Source organism: Myxococcus sp. XM-1-1-1, assembly GCF_020037095.1.
GTDB lineage: Bacteria > Myxococcota > Myxococcia > Myxococcales > Myxococcaceae > Myxococcus > Myxococcus fulvus.
Genome location: NZ_JAIQDH010000037.1, coordinates 47,907 through 68,263 on the forward strand (window position 1 = coordinate 47,907; position 20,357 = coordinate 68,263).

General features: G+C 70.9%; 15 protein-coding genes. 6 read left to right on the forward strand and 9 right to left on the reverse strand.

Going from position 1 to position 20,357, the window contains the following annotated elements; all coding sequences use genetic code 11:
* Positions 1-113: 113 nt before the first annotated feature.
* A complete protein-coding gene (locus K8640_RS40265) occupies positions 114-707 on the reverse strand; it encodes a hypothetical protein (protein WP_223751921.1) in 594 nt (197 codons plus the stop codon).
* 16 nt (positions 708-723) lie between these two features.
* Positions 724-1,350, reverse strand: coding sequence for a hypothetical protein (locus K8640_RS40270; RefSeq protein WP_223751922.1), 627 nt, complete (start codon positions 1,348-1,350; stop codon positions 724-726).
* 280 nt (positions 1,351-1,630) lie between these two features.
* On the opposite strand from K8640_RS40270, the gene K8640_RS40275 reads away from it, so the two are divergent.
* The 5 genes from K8640_RS40275 (at position 1,631) to K8640_RS40295 (ending at position 8,423) form a co-directional block, all read left to right on the forward strand.
* A complete protein-coding gene (locus tag K8640_RS40275; RefSeq protein WP_223751923.1) occupies positions 1,631-2,596 on the forward strand; it encodes a hypothetical protein in 966 nt (321 codons plus the stop codon).
* A gap of 27 nt (positions 2,597-2,623) precedes the next feature.
* Entirely contained in the window at positions 2,624-3,421 is a 798-nt protein-coding gene (locus tag K8640_RS40280) for a hypothetical protein (RefSeq protein WP_223751924.1), read from the forward strand.
* 36 nt (positions 3,422-3,457) lie between these two features.
* Entirely contained in the window at positions 3,458-4,990 is a 1,533-nt protein-coding gene (locus K8640_RS40285) for a hypothetical protein (RefSeq protein ID WP_223751925.1), read from the forward strand.
* A gap of 11 nt (positions 4,991-5,001) precedes the next feature.
* Complete coding sequence (locus tag K8640_RS40290) at positions 5,002-7,404, forward strand: hypothetical protein (RefSeq protein ID WP_223751926.1); 2,403 nt, start codon at positions 5,002-5,004, stop codon at positions 7,402-7,404.
* A gap of 83 nt (positions 7,405-7,487) precedes the next feature.
* Complete coding sequence (locus K8640_RS40295) at positions 7,488-8,423, forward strand: WD40 repeat domain-containing protein (protein ID WP_223751927.1); 936 nt, start codon at positions 7,488-7,490, stop codon at positions 8,421-8,423.
* Between the two features lie 9 nt (positions 8,424-8,432).
* Here K8640_RS40295 and K8640_RS40300 read toward each other — a convergent pair whose 3' ends face one another.
* The 6 genes from K8640_RS40300 to K8640_RS40325 form a co-directional block, all read right to left on the reverse strand.
* Positions 8,433-9,578, reverse strand: a complete 1,146-nt coding sequence (locus K8640_RS40300) for a methanobactin export MATE transporter MbnM (protein WP_223751928.1) — start codon at positions 9,576-9,578, stop codon at positions 8,433-8,435.
* 16 nt (positions 9,579-9,594) lie between these two features.
* The gene (locus K8640_RS40305) at positions 9,595-10,455 is read right to left on the reverse strand and encodes an MbnP family copper-binding protein (protein ID WP_223751929.1); all 861 of its coding nucleotides are present in this window, start codon (positions 10,453-10,455) and stop codon (positions 9,595-9,597) included.
* 450 nt (positions 10,456-10,905) lie between these two features.
* Positions 10,906-11,877, reverse strand: coding sequence for a hypothetical protein (locus K8640_RS40310; protein ID WP_223751930.1), 972 nt, complete (start codon positions 11,875-11,877; stop codon positions 10,906-10,908).
* A gap of 221 nt (positions 11,878-12,098) precedes the next feature.
* Positions 12,099-13,946 carry a PAS domain-containing sensor histidine kinase gene (locus K8640_RS40315; RefSeq protein ID WP_223751931.1) on the reverse strand — a complete coding sequence of 616 codons (1,848 nt, stop codon included), beginning with the start codon at positions 13,944-13,946 and terminating at the stop codon, positions 12,099-12,101.
* Positions 13,947-14,337: 391 nt separating this feature from the next.
* A complete protein-coding gene (locus K8640_RS40320) occupies positions 14,338-16,137 on the reverse strand; it encodes a response regulator (protein WP_223751932.1) in 1,800 nt (599 codons plus the stop codon).
* A 180-nt stretch (positions 16,138-16,317) separates the two neighbouring features.
* Complete coding sequence (locus tag K8640_RS40325) at positions 16,318-19,059, reverse strand: TonB-dependent receptor domain-containing protein (protein ID WP_223751942.1); 2,742 nt, start codon at positions 19,057-19,059, stop codon at positions 16,318-16,320.
* 435 nt (positions 19,060-19,494) lie between these two features.
* On the opposite strand from K8640_RS40325, the gene K8640_RS40330 reads away from it, so the two are divergent.
* A complete protein-coding gene (locus K8640_RS40330) occupies positions 19,495-19,746 on the forward strand; it encodes a hypothetical protein (protein WP_223751933.1) in 252 nt (83 codons plus the stop codon).
* Positions 19,747-19,749: 3 nt separating this feature from the next.
* Here K8640_RS40330 and K8640_RS40335 read toward each other — a convergent pair whose 3' ends face one another.
* A complete protein-coding gene (locus tag K8640_RS40335; RefSeq protein ID WP_324289143.1) occupies positions 19,750-20,220 on the reverse strand; it encodes a helix-turn-helix domain-containing protein in 471 nt (156 codons plus the stop codon).
* Positions 20,221-20,357 lie beyond the last annotated feature (137 nt).

Genomic DNA, 20,357 nt, shown 5'->3' on the forward strand with positions numbered 1-20,357 from the left:
AGTACCCGCCCGCACGCTGACGCGCCTCACACGCGACGCGGGCCCGGTCCCTGGCCGCGCGCCAGGAAGGCGCAGCTCAAGCCCGACGTGGCCAGGAGCGCATCAGCCCGCGCTCACGGATACGTCACGCTGAACGTCACCGGCCCCTTCAGGTACTTCAAGCCCTCGGAGGAGCGGCACCCCTTCTCCACGTCGGCCGTCAGGTACGTGGTGGTCCGCACCGCGGTGGCGCCCTGGAACTTGCCCGACAGCACCTTCCCCGTCTGCGTCACCAGCGTCGTCGCCTCCTGCACGGACACGTGGGACTGCCCCATCAACACCGTGGACGTCTCCGCCGTGTTCCACGTCACCACCTGCCGGCCCGCCCCCGCGCGCGACAGGTCCGCGCACGACAGCCCTCGCACCAGGCTGGGCGTCTCCGAGCCCAGCGTCGCCGACGTCACCGCCGAGCCCAGCACCGTCACGCACCCGCTCACGCTCGCCAGGAACGACACCTCGCTGTCCCCCGGCTCCCCCTTGAGCCCCGTGCCGTACTTCGCCTCGCCCAGCCCGAGCGGACAGGTGATGAGCACCTTCTCCAACGGACGCTCGAGCGTCATCCCGCTCCCTCCGGTGCCCTCCATCAGCGGCCCCGCCGCCTGACGCCCCTCCCCTCCACAGGCCAGCACCCCGAGCAGCAACACCGCGCACGCCGACGTCCCACGCATGTGCATCCCCCCTGATTCAAGTCACGGTGCGGATGAGCTCGAGCGTCGCCGGTCCGCTCAACCAGATGAGCCCGCCCGGTGAGTCACAGCCCTTCTCGATGTCCGCGTTCAGGTACGTCACCGTCAGGATGGCCATCGACTCCAGGAAGGCCCCCGACTCCACCGTGCCCGTCAGCGTGAAGACCGTCAGCGGCCCCTGCGCCAGCTCCCGCGATTGGCTGAACACCAACGTGGACGTCTCCCCCGTGTTCCACCGCACCACCTGCCGCACCGTCCGGGGCGTCAGCAGGTCCGCGCACGAGTAGCCCGCCAGCAGGCTCGACTCGAGCGGCAGGCTCGCGGACTTCACCCCGGACGCCGGAATCGTCACGCAGTTGCTCAACGTGGTGGCCCCCGCCACCGTCACGTCCTTCGCCCCCTCCGACAGCCCCGGCAGGTACGACGCCTGGCTCACCCCCACCGGGCACGTGACGACCACGCTCCCCAGTTCGCTCTTCGCGCTCGGCTCGGCGACGGCGGCGGCCACCTGTTCCCGGGACGCCCCCCGCTCCTCCTCCCCGCTCCCCGCCGACACATCGAAGGTCGACGTGAGGGCGAGCGCGGAGAGAAGCACCATCACCGCCGCCAACAGACTTCTGCGCATGGCCACCACTCCCGACTTCGCGTTGCTCCCCCAGATAGGAAGCCCGCCCCGGCAAGCCCATCCGGCCCCACGCCCAAGCGACGCTGACGGACGCTCACACCACCCCGCGGACACGGCCCGGTGTGCGCCACCCACCACCCCGACTGTCCACCGCCCGGAACTTTCCCGGTGACCCCCTCCACGACCAACCCGGGCGCATCGGCGCGTATAGCGGCGGGGGCCATTCCACGCGGCTTTTCCCTGACCCGCCCGGTCAGCGGGAGCGCGCGCAAAGACAGCCATGAAACTCACCACCGCACTCTCCGTTGGAGTCCTGTCCACGTTCGTCTGGAGCGCGCCCGCGCTCGCGGAGACGTCCGTCGTGGACCTCATCTCACCGTCGCGCTGCACGCTCAGCGGCGGCCGGCTCACCCGCTGCGCCATTCCCACGCAGACGCTGAACGCCACGCCGTTCACCAGCGCCGTGCCGCTGCGCACCACCGTGCGGCGCGTGCTCACCGGCAACTGCTCCACCCAGTACCCGCTGGAGGTGACGCTCACGCCGCCGGGCAACGCCGGCACCCGCTACACCTTCCTGGGCACCCCGGAGCTCGTCCTGAGGGACCTGGACCGCGAGCTCATCGCCTCGCTGGAGCTGAAGGACTCCTCGCCGTGGACGAACGCGGCCGCGTTCAACGAGACGTGCCGCGTGTCGCTCAACATCACCTGGAACGAGGTGGACGTGGACTCCGCCGCCCAGGCGCAGTCCATCCTCCAGGGCCTGCAAAGCACGCTCGCCACCAAGGTGGCGCAGCGCGAGCACCTGGCCAGCCTGGTCGAGTACAGCGCCGCCTTCGACTACATGAAGACGCTGTCCAACAGCTTCCTCGTGGACCTCAACAACGAGACGGCGCACGCGCTGCACGTCCAGGCGCTGGAGGCCGGCCCCGTCATCTTCCAGGCGGCCATGGGCTGCGGCGGCGTGCTCACCCCCGAGGAGAGCATCACCCTCACCAACTTCTACTTCGTGCTCGGCTCGCTGGGCGACCCCACGAAGTACCACCACCCGGACGGCTCGCCCAAGACGCTCGAGGAGCTCATCGGCCCCGCGGCGCTGCCCGTCATCCAGAAGCTCTCCCAGCTCTCCGCGGCCGGCGCCAAGGAGCAGTACCAGGCGCAGTACCTGGTCGCCGCACAGGAGGCCGCCGCCGCCCAGGCCCAGGTCGACCTGGCCACCGCGCAGCTGGCCCCCTGGCTCAACCCCTGACCCCTCTTTTCCCAGGACAACACCCTCATGAAGACCTTCATCCAGAGCCTGTGCACCCTGCTGTTCCTCGGCGCCACCGCGTGCGGCGTCCCCTCCCCCACCGACGTCTCCGACGACACGGGCGCGTCGCTCGACACCACCGAGCAGCAGGCGCGCTGCGAGACGTGTCCGGGCGGCGGCGGAGGCGGCGGCGAGGAGGACCCGCCCCCGCCCATCATCGTGCATGGCTATGAAATCGACCTGCCGCTGTTCAGGCCGTCGATGCTGCCCGCGGGCTGGTGCTACGTCTACGTCGAGGGAGGTGGACACATCTGGCCGTGCAACGGCGCGGGCAAGGCCACCATGGACTGGCTCGGCGGCAACAGCGTGTTCCACGCGAGCCGGGACAGCTGGTACCAGGAGGAGGTCTTCTATTACAGCCGGCTGATGACGCAGCTGCCCGCCACGGACGGCTTCGTGCCCATGGCGCAGACGATGGGCTACTACAGCCACCCGCAGGACCTCCCGGGCCTGGTGCGAGGCTCGGTGGAGCTGCTCGTCCCCAACCAGTGGCCGCTGCCCGGTGCCGCCACCAGCGAGATCACGCTCGCCCTCCAGGTCCAGGAGAACGGCGTCTGGGTGAACAAGGCGACCAGCCACATCGCCATCACCAACCTGCGCCAGATGCATGAGCTCCAGGCCGTCGTGTACCCGAACCAGGAGGTGCGCTTCGTGGTGAGCGGCAAGGCCCGCGCGGACCACGAGATGCGCTACCTGCTGTGGAAGGTCCGCATGTTCGGCGCCCAGTGCTACCCGGACTTCGCCAACGGCGGCGCCTGCCTCTAGTCCGTCTCCCCATTTTCCGAACCTCGGAGTCACACCATGTCGAGAAGACCCGCGAGGACCCGCGTCCTCGGTTCGCTGCTGCTTTGCCTGGGGGCCGCCGGCTGCGGCACCGACGCGAGCACGCCGCCCGCCGTCGAGCCCCAGACACCCGCCGCTCCCACCGAGCAATCCCTGTCGACCAGCGACGTCTGCGTCCAGATGTTCTTCTGGGGCAGGGACCGCAAGCTGTGCAAGCCCCTGGGCACCAGCATCGACACCCTCCTCTCCGACTTCCGCCCCCTGCAGGAGGCCATGTGCAACCAGGAGCAGAACGCCGAGCTGCGGCAGCAGTGCCTCGGCAAATCGCCCTACGTCTTCGTCCCGAAGGGCAACCCCGCCGCGCCGCTCCAGTGGATTGCCGACGTGGAGAGCGTGCAGTCCTACTTCCGGCTGTCGATGGGCGCCTCCATGACCATCTACGAGGAGAGCCTGTCGAAGATGGCGGACCTCGCCTCGGAGATGACCGGCCCGTCCGAGGAGGAGCTCAAGCGGCGGCGCACGCGCATCACCGAGCGCCGGGGACAGCTGGGTGAGAAGCTCAAGGCGCGCGCGGCCGCCGAGCAGGGCACCGCCAAGGCGGACCTGGCCGAGCAGCGCGAGCTGCTCTCCGCCTACGAGGCCACCTTCAACGCCTATCACTCCGCCGTGCAGGCCCTGGCGCCCGCCATCACCGACGTCTACGAGGACTTCGTCACCTACCGCGGCACGGAGGCCGCCGTCTTCGCGCAGCTCGAGGACATCGCCCAGCGCGCCTCCACCTCGACCATCGCCCAGATGGGCCCCCTGCAGTTGGAGCTGGTGACGCTCGCCCGCACCGAGAGCCAGCGGCCCCAGGAGCTCTGGATGGAGTCGCGCCGGCTGGGCAACGCGCTGTCGCAGCTCCAGACGCTGCACCAGGCGAGGCTCGCGCACTACGCGGACTTCATCACCCGGCACGCCATCCCCCAGGTGAACCTCACGGAGCGCTCCGGCGTCATCCTCAACAACATCGCCGGCTACTCGGACGCGCGCTACGCCCGCGTCGCGGAGGTGGTGAAGAAGCTCTTGCAGGGCCTGACGGCGCGTCAGACGGCGCTCGTGGCGGCCCAGGCGGACCTGGCCACGCGCCAGACGATGGCCAACGCGGCCACGCTGAAGGCGTCCCAGGAGTTCCTCGCCAGCGCCAACGCGCGCACCACCGCGCTGTGGCAGCTGCCGCCCCGCAGCCAGACGCTCAACCTGTTCTTCCTCGCCACCAAGCACGTGGACTTCGAGAGCATCCTCCAGCTGGAGCCCCTGTGCCTGCACGTGGGCCCCAACGCCACGGGCTGGATGGAGTCGGGCTGCATCGCGCTCCGGCGCCAGTTCACCAGCGCGCGCAACTACCTCAACACGACGCTGCCCAACATGGTGCGGCTCAACGTCACCCAGATGCGCCGCGCCGGTGTCACCGAGGCGCTCCTGGTGGACGTGGAGACCCACCTCAACAACGGCAACCTGCGCCAGGCCGTGCTCTCGCACGACGTCGCGCTGCGCGCCTCGGACCTGTGAGGACCCCACCCATGAGACCATTCCTGTCACGGGCCCTGGCCCTGCTGCTCGCGGGCACGGCCCTGGCGCCCGACGACGCGGACGCCACCTACCGCAACTACGCCATCGCCTGGAAGTCCACGTCCTTCCGCAGCCAGGGGAGCTGCCAGGTCACGACCGGGCTGGCGCAGGAGGGCCAGGCGAACTTCTCCGTCAACGCCGTCCCCCTGCCCACGTACACCGCGCCGAACCGCTACGTGCTCTACGGCAACGGCGACGACTCCAACATCTTCACGGCGGGCTTCAACGCCACGCTGCTGCGCTGGGGCGCGAACCACTTCTACTTCGGCGCCGCCGTCACCGGCTCCACGCAGACGTGTGTCATCGCGGATGACTTCGTCACGCTGGAGACGGGCGGCCTGTCGGCCCGCCCCCTCTTCATGGTCAAGCGCCGGGGCACCCACTTCGAGGGCGAGTCCTCGGTGATGCTCGACCTGAAGGAGATCAACCCCGGGCTGTCGGCGAACCTGGAGCGGCTGGAGCAGACGCTGCACGACCGCAAGGCGCAGCTGCTCAGCCTCGGCGGCGACCTCGCCGCCGCGCAGGCGGAGCTGGACCGGCTCGCCGAGCTGAAGGCGGAGATCGACGAGCTGTCCAAGCGCCCGCTCGACTCCATCACCGAGGCGGACCTCAACGACATCCTCTCGCGCTACGGCGACATCGACCCGCGCGTGCGCGGCGCGCTCCAGCAGCTGCTCCGGGACTTGAAGAAGGACCTGGAGGCGCTGCGCACGGAGCTGACGCGCATCATGGACGAGTTCCGCGGGCAGCTGGGCGGGCTGGATGACTGGCTCGCGGGCACGCCGCCGCCGAGCGGCCCGGACCTGGGCGACTCCGGCACCTACCAGCCGGGCAAGGACGCCGAGGACATCCCGGACGTGGAGCTGCCGGACCTCAACGTGCCCGACGACTTCGACCCGGACAACGACCCGTACCTCGCCTACGCGCAGCAGGTGCTCCAGCAGCTGGAGACGACGCGGCAGAACGGCGCGGTGGTCAACCGCTCGGGCTTCATGAGCATCACCCGCTCCTGGCGCCAGAACCAGGACATCTTCGAGAAGGCCATCCAGGGCCGCGGCTCGGCGGTGTCCCAGGAGGAGGTGGGCGCGTTCATCAACGCCCGCACCCTGGTGCTGAACACGGTGCGGCAGCACATGGACGAGGAGGGCTGGTTCCTCGACACGCCGGTGCGCCCGTCCACGAAGGCGCTCATCGAGTACCTGCGCGGACGCGCGGACACCCGCAACCAGGCGGACGGGCTGCAGGCCAACCTCAACCTCTGGCAGGGCGCTTCGCCCACCGCGCAGCAGGACGCCATCCTGGAGACGCTCGACGGTCTGCGCGGCGGCTGGCAGGCGGTGGAGAACGGCGCGATGGCCGAGGACCCGAACATCATCACGCGGCTGTTCGGCATCGGCGAGGAGGCCCAGGTCATCATCAAGGAGGTGGCGTTCTTCGGCCTGGCGCTGACGCCGGTCGGCGACTTCATCGACCTGTGCGAGGTGGTCACCGGCTGGGAGCACTGCATCCCCGGCGGCAGGCGGCTCGAGGTGGGGGAGCGCATGTTCTCCGGCCTGGGCCTCATCGTCGGCAGCGGCAAGTTCTGGCGCGGCGTGGCCGACGCCGTGGCGCCCCTGGGCAAGGCCATCGCCAACGAGTGCGAGACGCTCATCCGGGCCTGGAACGACCTCCCCGACAACTTCACCCGCATGCACATGGTGCAGGCGCTGGGGCCCCAGGCCATCCCCCACGTGGGCGGGCTGACCGGCAAGGAAGTCAAACGCATCATGGTCAACGTGGGCGAGGAGCACGTCAGCAAGCTCGCCCAGCTCCTCAAGAAGAAGGGCCTGCGGGAGCTGGAGGAGATGAGCATGCTCAGCCTCCCCGCGCTCAAGCGCCAGTACGCCCTGACGCATGGCCAGGCGGTCAAGGCGCTGGGCACCATGCCCGGCAAGACGGTGGCGGAGCTCAAGACGCGGCTGCAGCAATTGAACTTCACGGAGCTGGCTCCGGCGGGGTCCGGCAACTGGGTCCACGTGGATGGCTCCGTCGTCCGCATCCAAGCGGCCACCCCCTCCCGGCCCGCCTATTTCCGACGGGAGATCGCCGACCCCGCGGGCAACATCAACCGGGATGCCATCGTGGCCAAGGTGACGGGCGCCAAGAAGTTCGACGACGACGGGTATCCCATCGACGAGGACGTCTTCAGTCCGCCCGAGTGGACGGACTCGGCGGGCGCCATGCTCCAGGTCCGCAACTGGTTCGCCGCGACGATGAACGTGCGCCCCGACGAGGTGCTGAGCAAGTACCCCGACGCCATCAACGAGCTGGAGAAGGTCTGGATGAAGCAGACGCACTTCGACCTGCTGCCGTAGTGCGATGATGAATCCCCGGGCCATCCGTGACACACCACGGGTGGCCCGGGGCCTTCGTGTCTCTTGTATCGGGAGTCCGCCGAATGACGCAGGTCCTCCGTTCCGACAATGGCCCGCGCTGGATTCAGCGCTCCCGGCTGGGCACGCCCGCGCCCGGCCCCGTCGAGTTCCAGCAGGTCGCCTTCTCCTCCGACGGAGAGCTGCTGGTGGCGCTGGAGCAGAAGGGCGGCGAGCGGCTGCGCTGGTGGCGCTGGCGGGAGGAGCGGCAGCTGGGTGAGGTCACCGTCTCGCAAGGCGTGGCGGTGCAGGCGCTGCCCTCGCTCGGCGGCCTCGCGGTGACGGACGCGCGCTTCCAGGTCGGGCTGTACTCGCTGGAGGACGGCCGGCCGCTGCGGCTGAGCCGCGTACCGGACTACGAGGTGCGCGGGCTGGAGGTGAGCCCCGACGGCACCCGGCTCGCGATGCACGACCTCACCGGCAGCGTGCTGTTGTGGGACACGCGGACCTGGACGTCGCTCGGTCAGCTCCAGGGGCCCCAGCAGGAGGTCGCCAGGCTCGCGTTCTCGCCGGACGGGAAGCTGCTGGCCGCCGCCTGCCTGCGCGGCCACGTCGTCGTCTGGGACGTGGCGAGCGGCAATCCCATCCTCGTGCACGTGGAGGCCGACGAGCAGTTCGTCTCGGTCGCCTTCCACCCCGCGGGCACGGAGCTGGTCGCCACGACGACCGGCCCGCGCATCCAGCGCTTCCGCCTGAGCGACGGGGGCCTCGCCGGGACGCTCCGGGGCCCGGTGGCGGGCTCGAGCCAGGCGACCTTCAGCCCCGACGGCGGACTGCTCACCGTCACCCGGTACGGCTTCAGCGTGCTCGACGCGCGGACGAGCACGCGCGTGTTCCGCCACGAGGTGGACAACGACTTCTACGCCGCCAACGCGGCCTTCAGCCCGGACGGCACCGTCATCGCGTGGGGCGAGGACGACGGCACCGTGGGCCTGTGGGGCCTGCCTCCGGAGCCACGCTGAACATGGCCCCTACTTCCACGGATTGGAGAAGCGCGGGTCGGTGGTGAAGTCGGTGTCCGTGAGGCTCTTCAGGAAGGCGATGAGGTCCTGCTTCTCCTCGTCGGTCAGCTCGAAGGGCCGCACCAGCGGGTCCTTGTTCGGGTTGTTGCGCCCGTCACCCGCCAGCGGCCCCTCCGTCACGTTGCGGCCACCGGACGTGTAGTGCTCGATGACGGCCTCCAGCGTGGGGATGCTGCCGTCGTGCATGTACGGCGCCGTCAGCTCCACGTTGCGCAGCTGCGGCACGCGGAAGCGGCCGTGGTCCAGCGCGTCGTGGGTGAACTCGAACAGGCCCGGGTTGTCGGGCGGGTACGCGCCCTTGCCGTCCAAGTCGTACAGGCCCGTGTTGAAGAACTGCGCCACCTGGGGCTTGGTGTCCTTGGCGCGGAACGAGTTCGAGAGGTGCCGGCCGCTGTGGCAGTGGTAGCACTCCGCCCGCTCGCCGAAGAACAGCTCCATGCCCCGCCGGGCCGAGCGCGACAGCGCCGCGTTGTCGCCCTGCAGGTAGCGGTCATACGGCGAGTTCCCCGACAGCAGCGTGCGCTGGAAGGACGCGAGCGCCTTCACGATGGAGCCCTGGCTCACCGGCTCCGGTGCGTCCGGGAACGCCGCGCGGAACAGCTCCGGGTACTTCGCGTCAGCGCGCAGCCGCTCGAGCGCCTCCTCCAGCTTCGGCGTCAGCCCCAGCTCGGTGGGGAACTCGTTGAACAGCGGCACCAGCGCCTGCGACTCCAGCGTCTCCAGGAGCGGGTTGGCCCAGGTGTACGTGCCCAGGTACGCCACGTTGGCCAGGCCCGGCGAGTTGCGCGCGACGTGGTCGCCCGTGGAGCCCGTGGGCGTGGCCTTGCCGTCGGAGAAGGCCCGGGCCTGCTCGTGGCAGCTCGCGCAGGACATGGTGCCGTTGCCCGACAGCCGCGCGTCGTGGAAGAGGTGGCGCCCCAGCTCCACCTTCTCCACGGACATGGGGTTGTCCTCGGGCACGAAGGGCTCGGGGAAGCCCGCGGGCAGGCTCCACGCGTAGGCCGGCGGCGCCGGACGTCCCGGCGCGTCACCCCCACAGCCCGCGGCCGACAGCAGGGCCACGGCCACGCTCAGCTTCCCCGCACGCGAAGACATCAGCCCGCTCCTTCTCTCAGCGCACCTTGAAGAACGTCTTCGGCAGCGCCTTGGGGGTGCCGTCCGCGTTCAGGCCGAACTGCGACAACAGCGGCGGGCACTCCGGGTCCGTGGGGCCGGACATGCAGCCGGGCATCATGTCCGAGCCCGTCGGCGTGCGATTCACGTCCAGCTCCGACAGCAGGCCCGCGACGTCCAGCACCACCTGGTTCGTCTCCGGGTCGAAGCCGTCCAGCGCGACGGTGGCCTGGTTGGCCGCGCCGCACGTGTAGCCATCCGCGTTGGAGCCCTGACAGCCGGACGCGCCCAGGTGGAAGTAGTACGTCGCGTTCTGCTGCGAGCGGATGTCCAGCTTCACGAACTTGTAGCCGCCCTGCCAGCTCCACCACATGTCACGCACGTCCAGGGGCGCGGGCTCCACCTCCACGTCCAGGTGGTTTCTGTCCGGGGGCAGGCCCACCTTGAACTCCAGGCCCGTGTAGTCGTCGTGCTCGGGCGCCGTGCCCGTCACCTCGCGGTGCGTCCCGGGGCTGCCCGTGCGGCAGGTGCCGGTGCCGTCCTCGAAGTCCAGGAGCGCGATGGCGTCACGCTGCCACTCGCCGTCCTGCGCGAGCTTCAGCGCGTGGCGCTCGCCGTTGGCGCGGAGGAGGGTGACGTCGCGCACGTACATGCGGAAGTCCAGCAGCTCGATGACGCCGCGCGACGTGCCGATGTCGGTGAAGCTGGTGGTGCACGACAGCGCCTCCTGCCGGACCTGCGGGCTGAAGCGCACGGTGTACGCCTTGGACTCGACGTCATCGTCTCCGCCGCAGCCCTGGGCGGCGAGCAGCAGGGCGGGCAGCAGGGCTCGCGACAGGGGCTTCCAGACGGCGTTCATCGAGATGACCTCCGGGACGGTGACTCAGCGATGAGGCATGGGTACCAGCAAGGGGACACCCGCCGGCTGTGGCATGTTGTCGCGGCGGGAATGCCCGCCGTCGGGCGGAAGCCCCGGGGTCGCTAACGCCGCCGGAATCCGGACATATCGCCAGTCCCCCGCCAGACGTGCCCTCGGGTCCCCCCCGTCATCCCGGCGCACACGTCCGCCCGCCTGGTCAGGAACCAGGGGCAGTCGACTCACCGAGGAGGGGGACCCGGGCTTCGGAGACTTCGGGGGAAGTCCCTCGCGAAGACCTGGGCGTGCTGAATGGGGGAAGGCTCGACTCGCGCGTCTGGGACGGACGCTCGGGGTGCTGCTTCATCGGGAAGGGGGAGGACACCCGGGGTTGGGCCTCACGCTTCCGCGCGGCGCGGGGAGCCGCGAGTCATGGGCGGGTCGCCAGGAAGCTCACTGGCAGGTGCCGCAGTCCGCCTTGCAGCTGTCCGGCGTCACGCCCGTGCCGCACTTCTCGGAGACCTGGCAGACGCCGTCGCCGCAGCGGTAGATGTCCTGGGGACGGATGCGGGTGACGAGCGGCTTGTACTCGACGCCGTTGTACGTGCAGCGCGAGTAGTGCGTGCGCGTCGCGTCCAGCTGACAGTGGTCCAGGCAGGAGCCCACGTGCTGGATGGTGGGCGCGCACGCCGCGTCGCCGCTCCACGACGACAGGCCGCAGGTGCGCACCGTGCTCTGGTCATAGGCCAGGTAGTTGGCGTCGTTCGCCGCGAAGAGGCCCCCGCCGTTGAACAGGTTGCCAAAGAAGCACGCCTCCTTCTGGCTGTACGTCTGGACCTCCTCCGTCGTGGTGGGGATGCTCACGTTCGTCGCGCCGCGCCCCTGCACGGAGATGTTCACGTGCACACCGAACTTGTTCGCGTGCGCCGCCAGGCACGCGGACACCACCTGCTGCTCCGCCACCGACGCGGGCTGGTTCGTGGTGGACCAGGTCGGCGCCAGCCCCAGTGAGCCGGGCCACGAGTACGTCGTTCCGTTATGGGTGTACGTCAGGGTCTGGGAGGACGACAGAGCGCAGCGGGCCACGTAGCGCATCAGCTGGTCGCCCGCCGCCGGGTTCGAGCTGAACCATGTATTGAACAACCCGTTCGTCGACAGCCCGTTGGTGGAGAGCCCGTTCGTCGACAAGCCATTGGTGGACAGGCCGTTCGTCGACAGCCCGTTGGTGGAGAGCCCGTTCGTCGACAAGCCGTTCGTCGACACCAGGCCGGCTTCGTGGGTATCCACCGACTCGCTCGGGTCGACCGGGCTCACGCCCTCCGGGCCACAGCCGACGGCGCCGGCGAGGAGCGCGGGCAGGGCCCACGCGCGGACGAGACGGGACGAGAAACCACGAGACTGGGAACGGATGAAGGACAAGCGCATGGGACAGGCTCCGCGTTGGGGGTCACCGCGGCACCTCCGCGGCTGAGACAACGGGTAGTCCCTGTCGCCGGAGGTGACAGGTGTCCTCACGTCCAATTCCTGGGAGGAAGTCCTTCGCCAGACAGCGTCAGCGTGAGACGGCTGACGCTTGCGCCGTGTATCGCCTCACGGTGGACGGTGATTCACGGGCCGTGACACACCGCGAGCCGTGCGTGAAACATCTACCGGCTCGCGCGTCGCGCGTCGCGCGGGAGCGTCACGGTGAAGGTGGTGCCGTCCAGCTCGGAGGAGCGCACGTCCACGCTGCCGCCATGCGCGTGGACGATTTCCCGGACGATGAAGAGGCCCAGGCCCAGCCCGCCGCGGCGCCGGCCCTTCTCTCGCGCGGCGCCCGCCTGACGGAACGGGTCGAACAGCGTCGCCAGCTGCGGCGCGGGGATGGGCGCCCCGGGGTTGTGGACCTCCACCACCTGCCGGGTCTCCAAATCCAGACATCGCAGCAGCACGGGGGCATCCTGGGCGCCGTGCTCCAGGGCATTACCCACCAGGTTGCTGAGCACCTGCGCCAGCCGGTCCGCGTCCCAGAGCCCGTCGGAGCGGCCGTCCACGTCGAAGGCGATGTAGCGGTCCGGATGCACCGCCGACAGCTCCTCCACCACCTGTCGACACACGTTGGACAGGTTGGCCGGCGCCACCTGCAAGGGGATGCCGCCGGACAGCCGCGCGCGCGTCAAATCGAGGATGTCCGAAATCATGGTGCCCATGCGCTCGGCGCTCGCCTCGATGCGCTGGGCCATCTGCTGTTGGGTGGAGCTCAGGGGCGCGCGCCGGCGCAGGGCGCGCGCGGACAGCGTTATCGCGTTGAGGGGGTTGCGCAAGTCGTGGCCGAGGATACCGATGAAGCGCTCGCGGAACTCCGCCTCCTCCGCCAGCCGCTCCAGCGTGCGCTTGCGCTCGGTGATGTCCATCATGGAGCCAATCATCCGCACCGGCCGCCCGGCCGCGTCGCGCGACAGCACGCCCCGGTCCAGGACGTGGACCCAGCCGCCGTCGTCCTTGCGGAAGCGGTACTCCGCCTGCCACGCGTCCTCGTCGGACGCGATGAAGTCGTGCAGGCCCCGGGACACCGACTCCCGCTCGTCGGGGTGCAGCCGCTGGGTCCACCACGCGAAGTCGTGGTCCGCCGCCTCCGGGCCGTAGCCGAACAGCTCCTCCTGGCCCCCGTCCCAGCGCACCCGGCCCGTCTCCAAATCGCAATCCCACAACACGTCATGGGTGGCGCGCGCCGCCAGCCGGTAGCGCTCCTCCGCCTCGCGCAGCACCGCCTCCGCCGCCTCGCGCTCGGTGCAGTCCGCCACCACCCCCACCATGCGGTGGGGCCGCTCCTCCTCGTGGAAGCTCTGGCCCACCGCCTCGTACCAGTGCGTGGAGCCGTCCTGGTGACGGCAGCGGAACTTGAGCGAGTACGCGCCGTCCATCGCCAGCGCCTGCTCGATGCCCCGCGCCACCCGGGGCCGGTCCTCCACCACGACGCAGGACAGGAAGGACGGCAGCGAGCCGCCCAGCGCGCCCGGCGACTGGCCGAAGAAGCCCGCCGCGTCCTGGGACCAGGTCACCGCGCGCCGCGCCTCGGTCCACTCCCACGCCACCATGCGCGCCTTGGACAAGGCCTGTCGCAGCAGTTCCTCGCGAGCCAGCGCGTCGCGCGCGGCCTCCAGCGCCGCCTCCGCCCGACGCCGCGCCTCGCGCTCGCGCTCCAGCGCGCCCTCCACCACCGCCGGGTCCCCCCCCTCCGGCTCCAGCAGCCACAGCACCAGCCCTTCCGCCTCCCTCACGCCCACCACCTGGAAGCGCCCGTGGAGCCCGTCGCGCGTCAGCCGCAGCGTCGCGGCCAGGGGCACACCGGACGACGCCGTGCGCACGCACGCCTCCAGGTCCACGCCGCCCAGCCCCTGCTGGGCCCAGCGCGAGACACACGAGGGCACGCCCCAGTCGCGCACCAGGTGCTCCGCGGCCGCGTTGAGCGACGCGCACTCGAAGTCGAGCACCTCTCCCGAGCTCCCCCGCACGGCCTCCAGGCGGATGCACGGTGCGGGACTTGCGGCATGGAGCGACCGTGCCAGGGCAGGCCCCGGCAGCGACGACAGGCTCACCATCGACTTCCCCCCGGCGAGCAGCACCCCTGGAGCCCACGTGCGGGGACCGGGGCGCGCACCGCGCGTTGGCAGAGAGTGCCATGTCCGAGGTGTCGCGAACTTGTCCTCGGGTACAGCCCTTCCCGCAGTGCTCACCCGTAAGCATTGCGCTGGCGAGAGACACTCCGCCCCGCGGCCCCGAACCCACCCGGGGCGCCGCGGCCCCCTACCGACCCGCGCCCCGAAGCAAAATGCACCCAGGGCGACACCCGCCACTGCCCCCCAGGGCAGGAAGGCACCGCACCCACAGGGGCCAGGGCGCGACTCACCCGGTCAGCCGGGGCAGGCGGACCGTGAAGGTCGTCCCGTCGGACTGGGAGGACACCACGTCCACGCTGCCCCCATGCCCCCGGACGATGTCCCGGACGATGTAGAGCCCCAGGCCGATGCTGCGGCTGGACTGGCCCTCCTTGAGCGAGCCGCGCGTCATCGGCTCGAACAGCCGCGACAACAGCTCGTGCGGAATCGGGTCCCCGCCGTTGTAGACGCTGATGAGCGCGTGGCCCCCTTCCGCGAACGTGCGCAGCCGCACGGGCGCGCCCTGCGGGCTGTAGGCCAGCGCGTTGGAGAGCAGGTTCGTCAGCACCTGGGCGATGCGGTCCGGGTCCCACTCCCCGCGCACGTCCGACGCCACCTCCACGTCGACATGCCGCCCGGGGTGGGCCACCTGCACCTCGTCCAGCACCTGCGTCACCACGTCCTTGAGGTCCGTGGGCTGGCGGTGCAGGGCGATGCCGCCGCCCAGCCGCGCCTTGGTGAAGTCGAGCAGGTCGCGAATCATCCGCGCCGCGCGCTCGGAGGCCTGGCCGATGCGCTGCACCGTGCGCTTCTGGCTGTCGGACAGCTCGTTCTTCTTCTCCAGCAGCCCCACCGACATGGAGATGGCGGCCAGGGGGTTGCGCAAATCGTGGCTGACGATTCCCACCAGCTGCTGCTCGAACTCCGAGCGCCGCCGCAGCTCCTCGTGCACGCGGCGCTCCTCGGTGACGAGGCGCACCTGCTCCAGCGCCTGCGCGCACGCGTGCGCCAGCGCGGAGAAGAACGCCCGGTCCATCTCCGTGAACAGCCGCGCCCGCGCGAACGACAGGCCGATGACGCCCAGCGCCCGCCCCTTCACCAGCAGCGGCAGCGCGATGGCGGACTCGTGGATGCCGTGCGCGTTGAGGTGCGGGTAGCGCTCGGTCCACTCCTCCAGCGAGCCCAGCCAGATGGGCTTCTGCTCGCGCACCGCCTCCGTCAGGGGCACGCGCTGGGACAGGGGGATGCGCCGCCAGCGCGACAGCACCTGCTCCGGGTAGCCCACCGCGTCCACGATTTCGAGCGCCTCGCCGTCATCGCTCAAGAGATTGACCGCGCCCGCCTTGGCGCCCGCGGCCACCAGCCCCTGCTCGAACAGGGCCCGGCACACCTCCGCCACGGTGCTCGCCTCCGACAGCCGCGCGGTGAAGTCGCGCAGCCGGTCGATGTGCCCCGCGGCCCGGTGCGCCAGCTCCCGCGACTCCGCTTCCTTCTGACGCAAGAGCTCCGCCTGCGCCCGCACCTGGTGCTGCGCGCGGAACAGCTCCACGAAGACGGACACCTTGGAGCGCAGCACCTCCGGCGGGAAGGGCTTCTGCAGGAAGTCCACCGCGCCGGTGGAGTAGCCGGTGACGAGCTCCGTGTCGTCGCGGCCGTACGCGGTGAGGAAGATGATGGGCACGTTGCGCGTGCGCTCGCGCTGCTTGATGAGCGACGCGGTCTCGAAGCCGTTCATCCCCGTCATCCGCACGTCCAGCAGGATGACCGCGTAGTCCTCGCGCAACAGGAAGCGCAGCGCCTGCTCCCCCGAGCTCGCCTTCGTCAGGCGCACGCCGAGCGGCTCGAGGATGGCCTCCAGCGAGACCAGGTTGGCGGGGTTGTCGTCCACCACCAGCACGCCGGGCGCCTCGGCGCCCTGCAGCAGGGTGTTGTCGGAAGCACTGTCCTGCGGCGCGGGGAGGCTGGCCAGCCCCATCACGCCGCGCGGAGACGTCTCCCGCCGCGGCGGCCGTTCCGACATCGTCGTCGCAATCCCTTCGTGGAACATGGCGTCTTCACCTGATGTCGGGCGGTCCACCGTCGAGCCTGGGAGTGTCCATCCGTCCTGGGGGCAGGTCGGCTCCCTTCAACACGCTCCAGGCCCGAATCAAACCGTGCCCTCCCCCTCCTGGGGCAAGCCGCTCGCGGGGAGGGCCGGCAAGCGTGCGCTATCCATCAATCGTGGGGTTCAGTATCGCCCCTTCATCCCCAGGATGGGCAGGACGATGGGCAGCCCCACGGCTTTCTTGGACAGCGGCCGGCCGCCGCCCCCGTCGTACTCGAAGCTCACCGTCTCCTGACTGATGGTGACATTGAGCATGTCCAGGTAGGCCTCCAGGCTGAACGTCTCATAGACCCAGGCCTTCGACAGGCGCATGTCGAAGCGGAAGAAGGGCGGCAGCCGGTCCACCGCGTCCCGGTCCGCCTTCACCCACGACGGCCGGCCCGTGGCGTCGCGTCCCGGACGGTGCGTCTGGGTGCCCAGCGTCCCGTACTCGGGGCGGCCGGTGTTGAAGTGCAGCACCCCGCCCAGCGTGACGCTGTTGGAGAACTTGTAGCTGAGCACCAGGTTGAGCACGTGCGTCTGGTCGAACGCGAAGGGCAAATCCCCCGTCGCCTCGCCCATGACGTTGCCCTCGAAGTCGTACCGGTAGAAGCGCGTGCGGCGCAGGCTGCGCTGCAGCGTGTACGACAGCCAGCCGAACCAGTTGTCCCCCAGCGGGTGGCGGATGAGCAGCTCCAGGCCGTAGGCCACGCCGCTGCTCTGGAAGTCCGGGAAGTCGATGTCGCCCCGGTCGGGGATGCCGGGCTCCGGGTCCGGCAGCGGCGTCTCCTCGTCCGTCAGGCCCTCGTCGGAGAAGGGCGTCAGCTCAATCGTGCGCACCAGCGGGTTGACGTACGCGTCCACGCCCAGCTCCAGGCCCTTGAGCGCCTTCCACTCGGCGCCCAGCGACAGCTGCACGCCGCGCTGCAGGCCCAACAGCAGGCTGCCCACGTCCACCACGGGCAGGCTGATGAGGGACGTGGGCGGCTGGTGGAACAGGCCCGCGGAGCCCTTGAGCACCAGCGCGTCGTTGAACTGGTGGCGCACGGTGAGCCGGGGCTCCAGCACCGCGTGGTCGATGCCGGGCGACAGGTGGTAGTTGTCCACGCGCAGGCCCGGCACGAAGGACCACCGGGGCGAGGGCTGGTACACCAGCTCCGCCCACGCGCCCATGAACGTGGCCAGCGCCACGGGGGCCAGCTGCTCGGTCTGCTCGTCGGGCGTCAGCTCGTAGAAGTCGACGATGGCGCGCTTGTGGTCCACGTCCCCGCCCAGCCGCAGCGTCACGGCGGGGTCCAACGGCACGGTGTAGCCCGCGCGCGCGGCCCACGTGCCCTGGTCGATGTGGATGGCGGTGGCGTCGCTCGGCGGGTCGCTGCTGACGATGGCGAAGCGGTCCAGGCCCCACGTCACGCCCAGCTCCAGCTCTCCGCCCCCCAGCGGGTGGCGGTGGCGCAGGTCCATGCGGTGGAAGACGATGGACTGCATCGCCGTGTCGCCGAACTCATCCTGGGCCTCGGTGCCGAAGGTGTCCGACGAGCCGAACGCGAACAGCCGCAGCTTGCCCCGGCCCACGTCCTGCTCCACGCGCAGCTGGTAGTCCCAGAAGTCGAGCACCACCTTCTCGTTGAGCCGCCCCGGCGCGGGCGGGTCCTGCAGCTTGTTGGCCGCCAGCGCGATGAGCCACGGCGTATAGGAGTAGCGGCCCGCCACGCTGACGTTGGTGCCGGTGGACGGGAACGGCGTCTCCAGGAAGAAGCCCGCGTTGATGAGGTCCGCGTACGCGCTGCCGTGGACGCGGTCATCGCGCGGACGGCTCAGCCGGCCCTCGATGGCGCCGCCCAGCAGCCGCCCGTAGCGCGGCGGCGGCGAACCCGGGAAGAAGTCGATGGTGTCGATGAAGTCCGGGTGGATGACGGCGGGGCCGAGGAACAGGTGGAACAGGATGGGGACGCGGATGCCGTCCAGGAAGTAGCCCGTGGCCGCGGGCTGGCTGCCGCGCACCACCGGGTAGGCCACGCCGGACAGCATGCTGCCCACGCCCGGCAGCAGCATGACGACGCGGAACGGGTCGCCCATGGTGCCGGGCACCTCGCGCAGCTCCGCGTCGTGCAGCGTCACGCGGCTGACCTCGGTGCGCTCGCGGTCCGCGCGCACCACCGTCTCGTACGGGTTGATGACCAGCGGCTCCAGCCCGTACACCACCTCCAGCGCCTCCTGCGCCTTGAGCACCTCGCGGAAGGTCCCCGCCTTGTGGCCTGGCGCGGACACGCGCACGCGGTGCTCCCCCGCGGGCCAGCGCGCCTGGAAGAACCCTTGCGCGTCCGTCTGCACCGGCGCGTCGGGGGCGGCCTCGGACACCAGCGTGGCGCCGACGACGGGGCGCCGGTTGCCCTTGGTGCGCACGCGCCCGCTCAGCGTGACGGGGGCCTGGGCCACGGCGTCGGGCGCGAGCACGGGCGCCTCGAAGCGGTACTCGAAGCCCAGCCGCACCGGTACCGGCTGGCCGTCCACGGTGGCGGGCGTGAAGCGCAGGCCGGGCGCGGCGTGCAGCGCGGCCCGGTCCAACAGCGGGTGGATGCCCTGGACCAGGGTGGCGGACTCCACCTCACCGGACGCGTCGATGAGCAGCTCCAGCCGGACGACACCCGAGACGCGCTCGGCGGCGAGCTGGGGCGGATACGGCGCGGGGGCATCCTGGGCGAGCGTGGGCGGCAGGAAGACGGACCCCGCGTCGGAGGGCCCCGTGTCCACCGTCCAGCCCGCGTCCGTGCGCGAGAGGTCCACCTCGGCGGCCACGGGGGGCACGCCCGCGTCGGGGGTGGACGGGGCCTGGGCGCTCGCGCGGCCCACCGGCGCGCACAGCGCCAGCAGCCACACCGCCATGAGCACGCGCGGCCAGCGTCCTCGCCGCCGCCTTCCCCGAATCGAATCCGTCACGTCGCTTCTCGTGGGCCCCTCGAGACTCCATGAGGCCAGGGACCCGGCGGGGTGACAAGCGCCCAGGCCGCCGAGGCGTCACCCGGAGAGCACGGGCAATCGTCGCGCGCGCCCCGCGTCCGGTGCCGGACGGAGGGGACGTGGCACGTCCTGGGGTGAACAACGGGCCTGTCCTGGAGGGAGGGAGGACACCAGAGGGAGGGCTCACCAACTTCCCCGCACTCCGGAGCCCCGCGTCATGCGTTTTCGTCTGTCCCTGTCCTGGTGCCGGCGGGCCGTCATCGCCCCGTCGTCGTCCCCGTCTCCCCTCGTGTCCTCGGCCTCTCCGGTGGGCCGGGGCGTCGTCCTCGCCCGAGCGCGCGCCGCGCGGAGGCTCGCGAGATGATCGCCCCGCCTTCCCTCCGCATCCTGCGAGGTCGCCTGCTCCAGCTGCTGCTGGGCGTGTTGCTGGTGCTGGTGGCGCTGAGCTTCATGCCCGCCGCCTCGGCCGAGTCCACCGCGCGGGGCGCGCTCACCGCGGAGCAGACACGGGCTCCCCGTGAGACGCCCACGCACCCGGGGGAGTCCGTGCGCCCCGGAGCACCGCTCCCCGAGCGCTGCCCGGCCGACACGCTCTGCCTGCCGAGCCGCTGACGCTCAGCGCTGCGGCAGGATGGCGGCGGCCACCTGGTTGACGAGCTTGAGCTGTCCGCGGGACATGCGCCGCAGCGTGCGCAAGAGGCGCCGCATCTCCGGCAGGTGGTCCTTGTCCCGCGAGTCCTCCTCCCACAGCGCCGCCCCCACCGAGGCCGCCGTCACGAGCCCCAGCCCCACGTCCGCCGACAGCCGCAGCGCCAGGCAGAGCCGGAACAGCGTGGGCACGCTGGGCATCATCTTCCCGCGCTCCATCCGCCCGTAGACCTCCGCGGCGATGCCGATGCGCTCGGCCACGTCCGCCTGGGTCAGCCCCGCGCGCATCCGCGCCGAGCGGGCCTCCTCGCCCACGCTCACCGCCAGCCGCCGCTCCAGCTGCTGACGCGACTGACGGGCACGGTCGCTCGGTCGGCCCTTGCTGGACGCGCGGGACGACTTGCGAGGGGTGGAGGAACCTGCAGGGTGGGTCTTCACCGCGTCAACCTTGTGAGTTCGGACCGAGGCCCCGGCCTGCACCGCCTCAGGCCTCCCTCGGACGTGTGTCCGGACCGGCTTATAACCCACCACGTCATCAGGCGAAATACCGATACGCCGGGTAGTCCTCGGACCCG

What these genes read in the sequence shown, in the direction of transcription:
- K8640_RS40265 (WP_223751921.1), bottom strand. Translation starts at nt 707, where the DNA reads ATGCGTGGGACGTCGGCGTGCGCGGTGTTGCTGCTCGGGGTGCTGGCC.
- K8640_RS40270 (WP_223751922.1), bottom strand. Translation starts at nt 1,350, where the DNA reads ATGCGCAGAAGTCTGTTGGCGGCGGTGATGGTGCTTCTCTCCGCGCTC.
- K8640_RS40275 (WP_223751923.1), top strand. Translation starts at nt 1,631, where the DNA reads ATGAAACTCACCACCGCACTCTCCGTTGGAGTCCTGTCCACGTTCGTC.
- K8640_RS40280 (WP_223751924.1), top strand. Translation starts at nt 2,624, where the DNA reads ATGAAGACCTTCATCCAGAGCCTGTGCACCCTGCTGTTCCTCGGCGCC.
- K8640_RS40285 (WP_223751925.1), top strand. Translation starts at nt 3,458, where the DNA reads ATGTCGAGAAGACCCGCGAGGACCCGCGTCCTCGGTTCGCTGCTGCTT.
- K8640_RS40290 (WP_223751926.1), top strand. Translation starts at nt 5,002, where the DNA reads ATGAGACCATTCCTGTCACGGGCCCTGGCCCTGCTGCTCGCGGGCACG.
- K8640_RS40295 (WP_223751927.1), top strand. Translation starts at nt 7,488, where the DNA reads ATGACGCAGGTCCTCCGTTCCGACAATGGCCCGCGCTGGATTCAGCGC.
- K8640_RS40300 (WP_223751928.1), bottom strand. Translation starts at nt 9,578, where the DNA reads ATGTCTTCGCGTGCGGGGAAGCTGAGCGTGGCCGTGGCCCTGCTGTCG.
- K8640_RS40305 (WP_223751929.1), bottom strand. Translation starts at nt 10,455, where the DNA reads ATGAACGCCGTCTGGAAGCCCCTGTCGCGAGCCCTGCTGCCCGCCCTG.
- K8640_RS40310 (WP_223751930.1), bottom strand. Translation starts at nt 11,877, where the DNA reads ATGCGCTTGTCCTTCATCCGTTCCCAGTCTCGTGGTTTCTCGTCCCGT.
- K8640_RS40320 (WP_223751932.1), bottom strand. Translation starts at nt 16,137, where the DNA reads ATGTTCCACGAAGGGATTGCGACGACGATGTCGGAACGGCCGCCGCGG.
- K8640_RS40325 (WP_223751942.1), bottom strand. Translation starts at nt 19,059, where the DNA reads ATGGCGGTGTGGCTGCTGGCGCTGTGCGCGCCGGTGGGCCGCGCGAGC.
- K8640_RS40330 (WP_223751933.1), top strand. Translation starts at nt 19,495, where the DNA reads ATGATCGCCCCGCCTTCCCTCCGCATCCTGCGAGGTCGCCTGCTCCAG.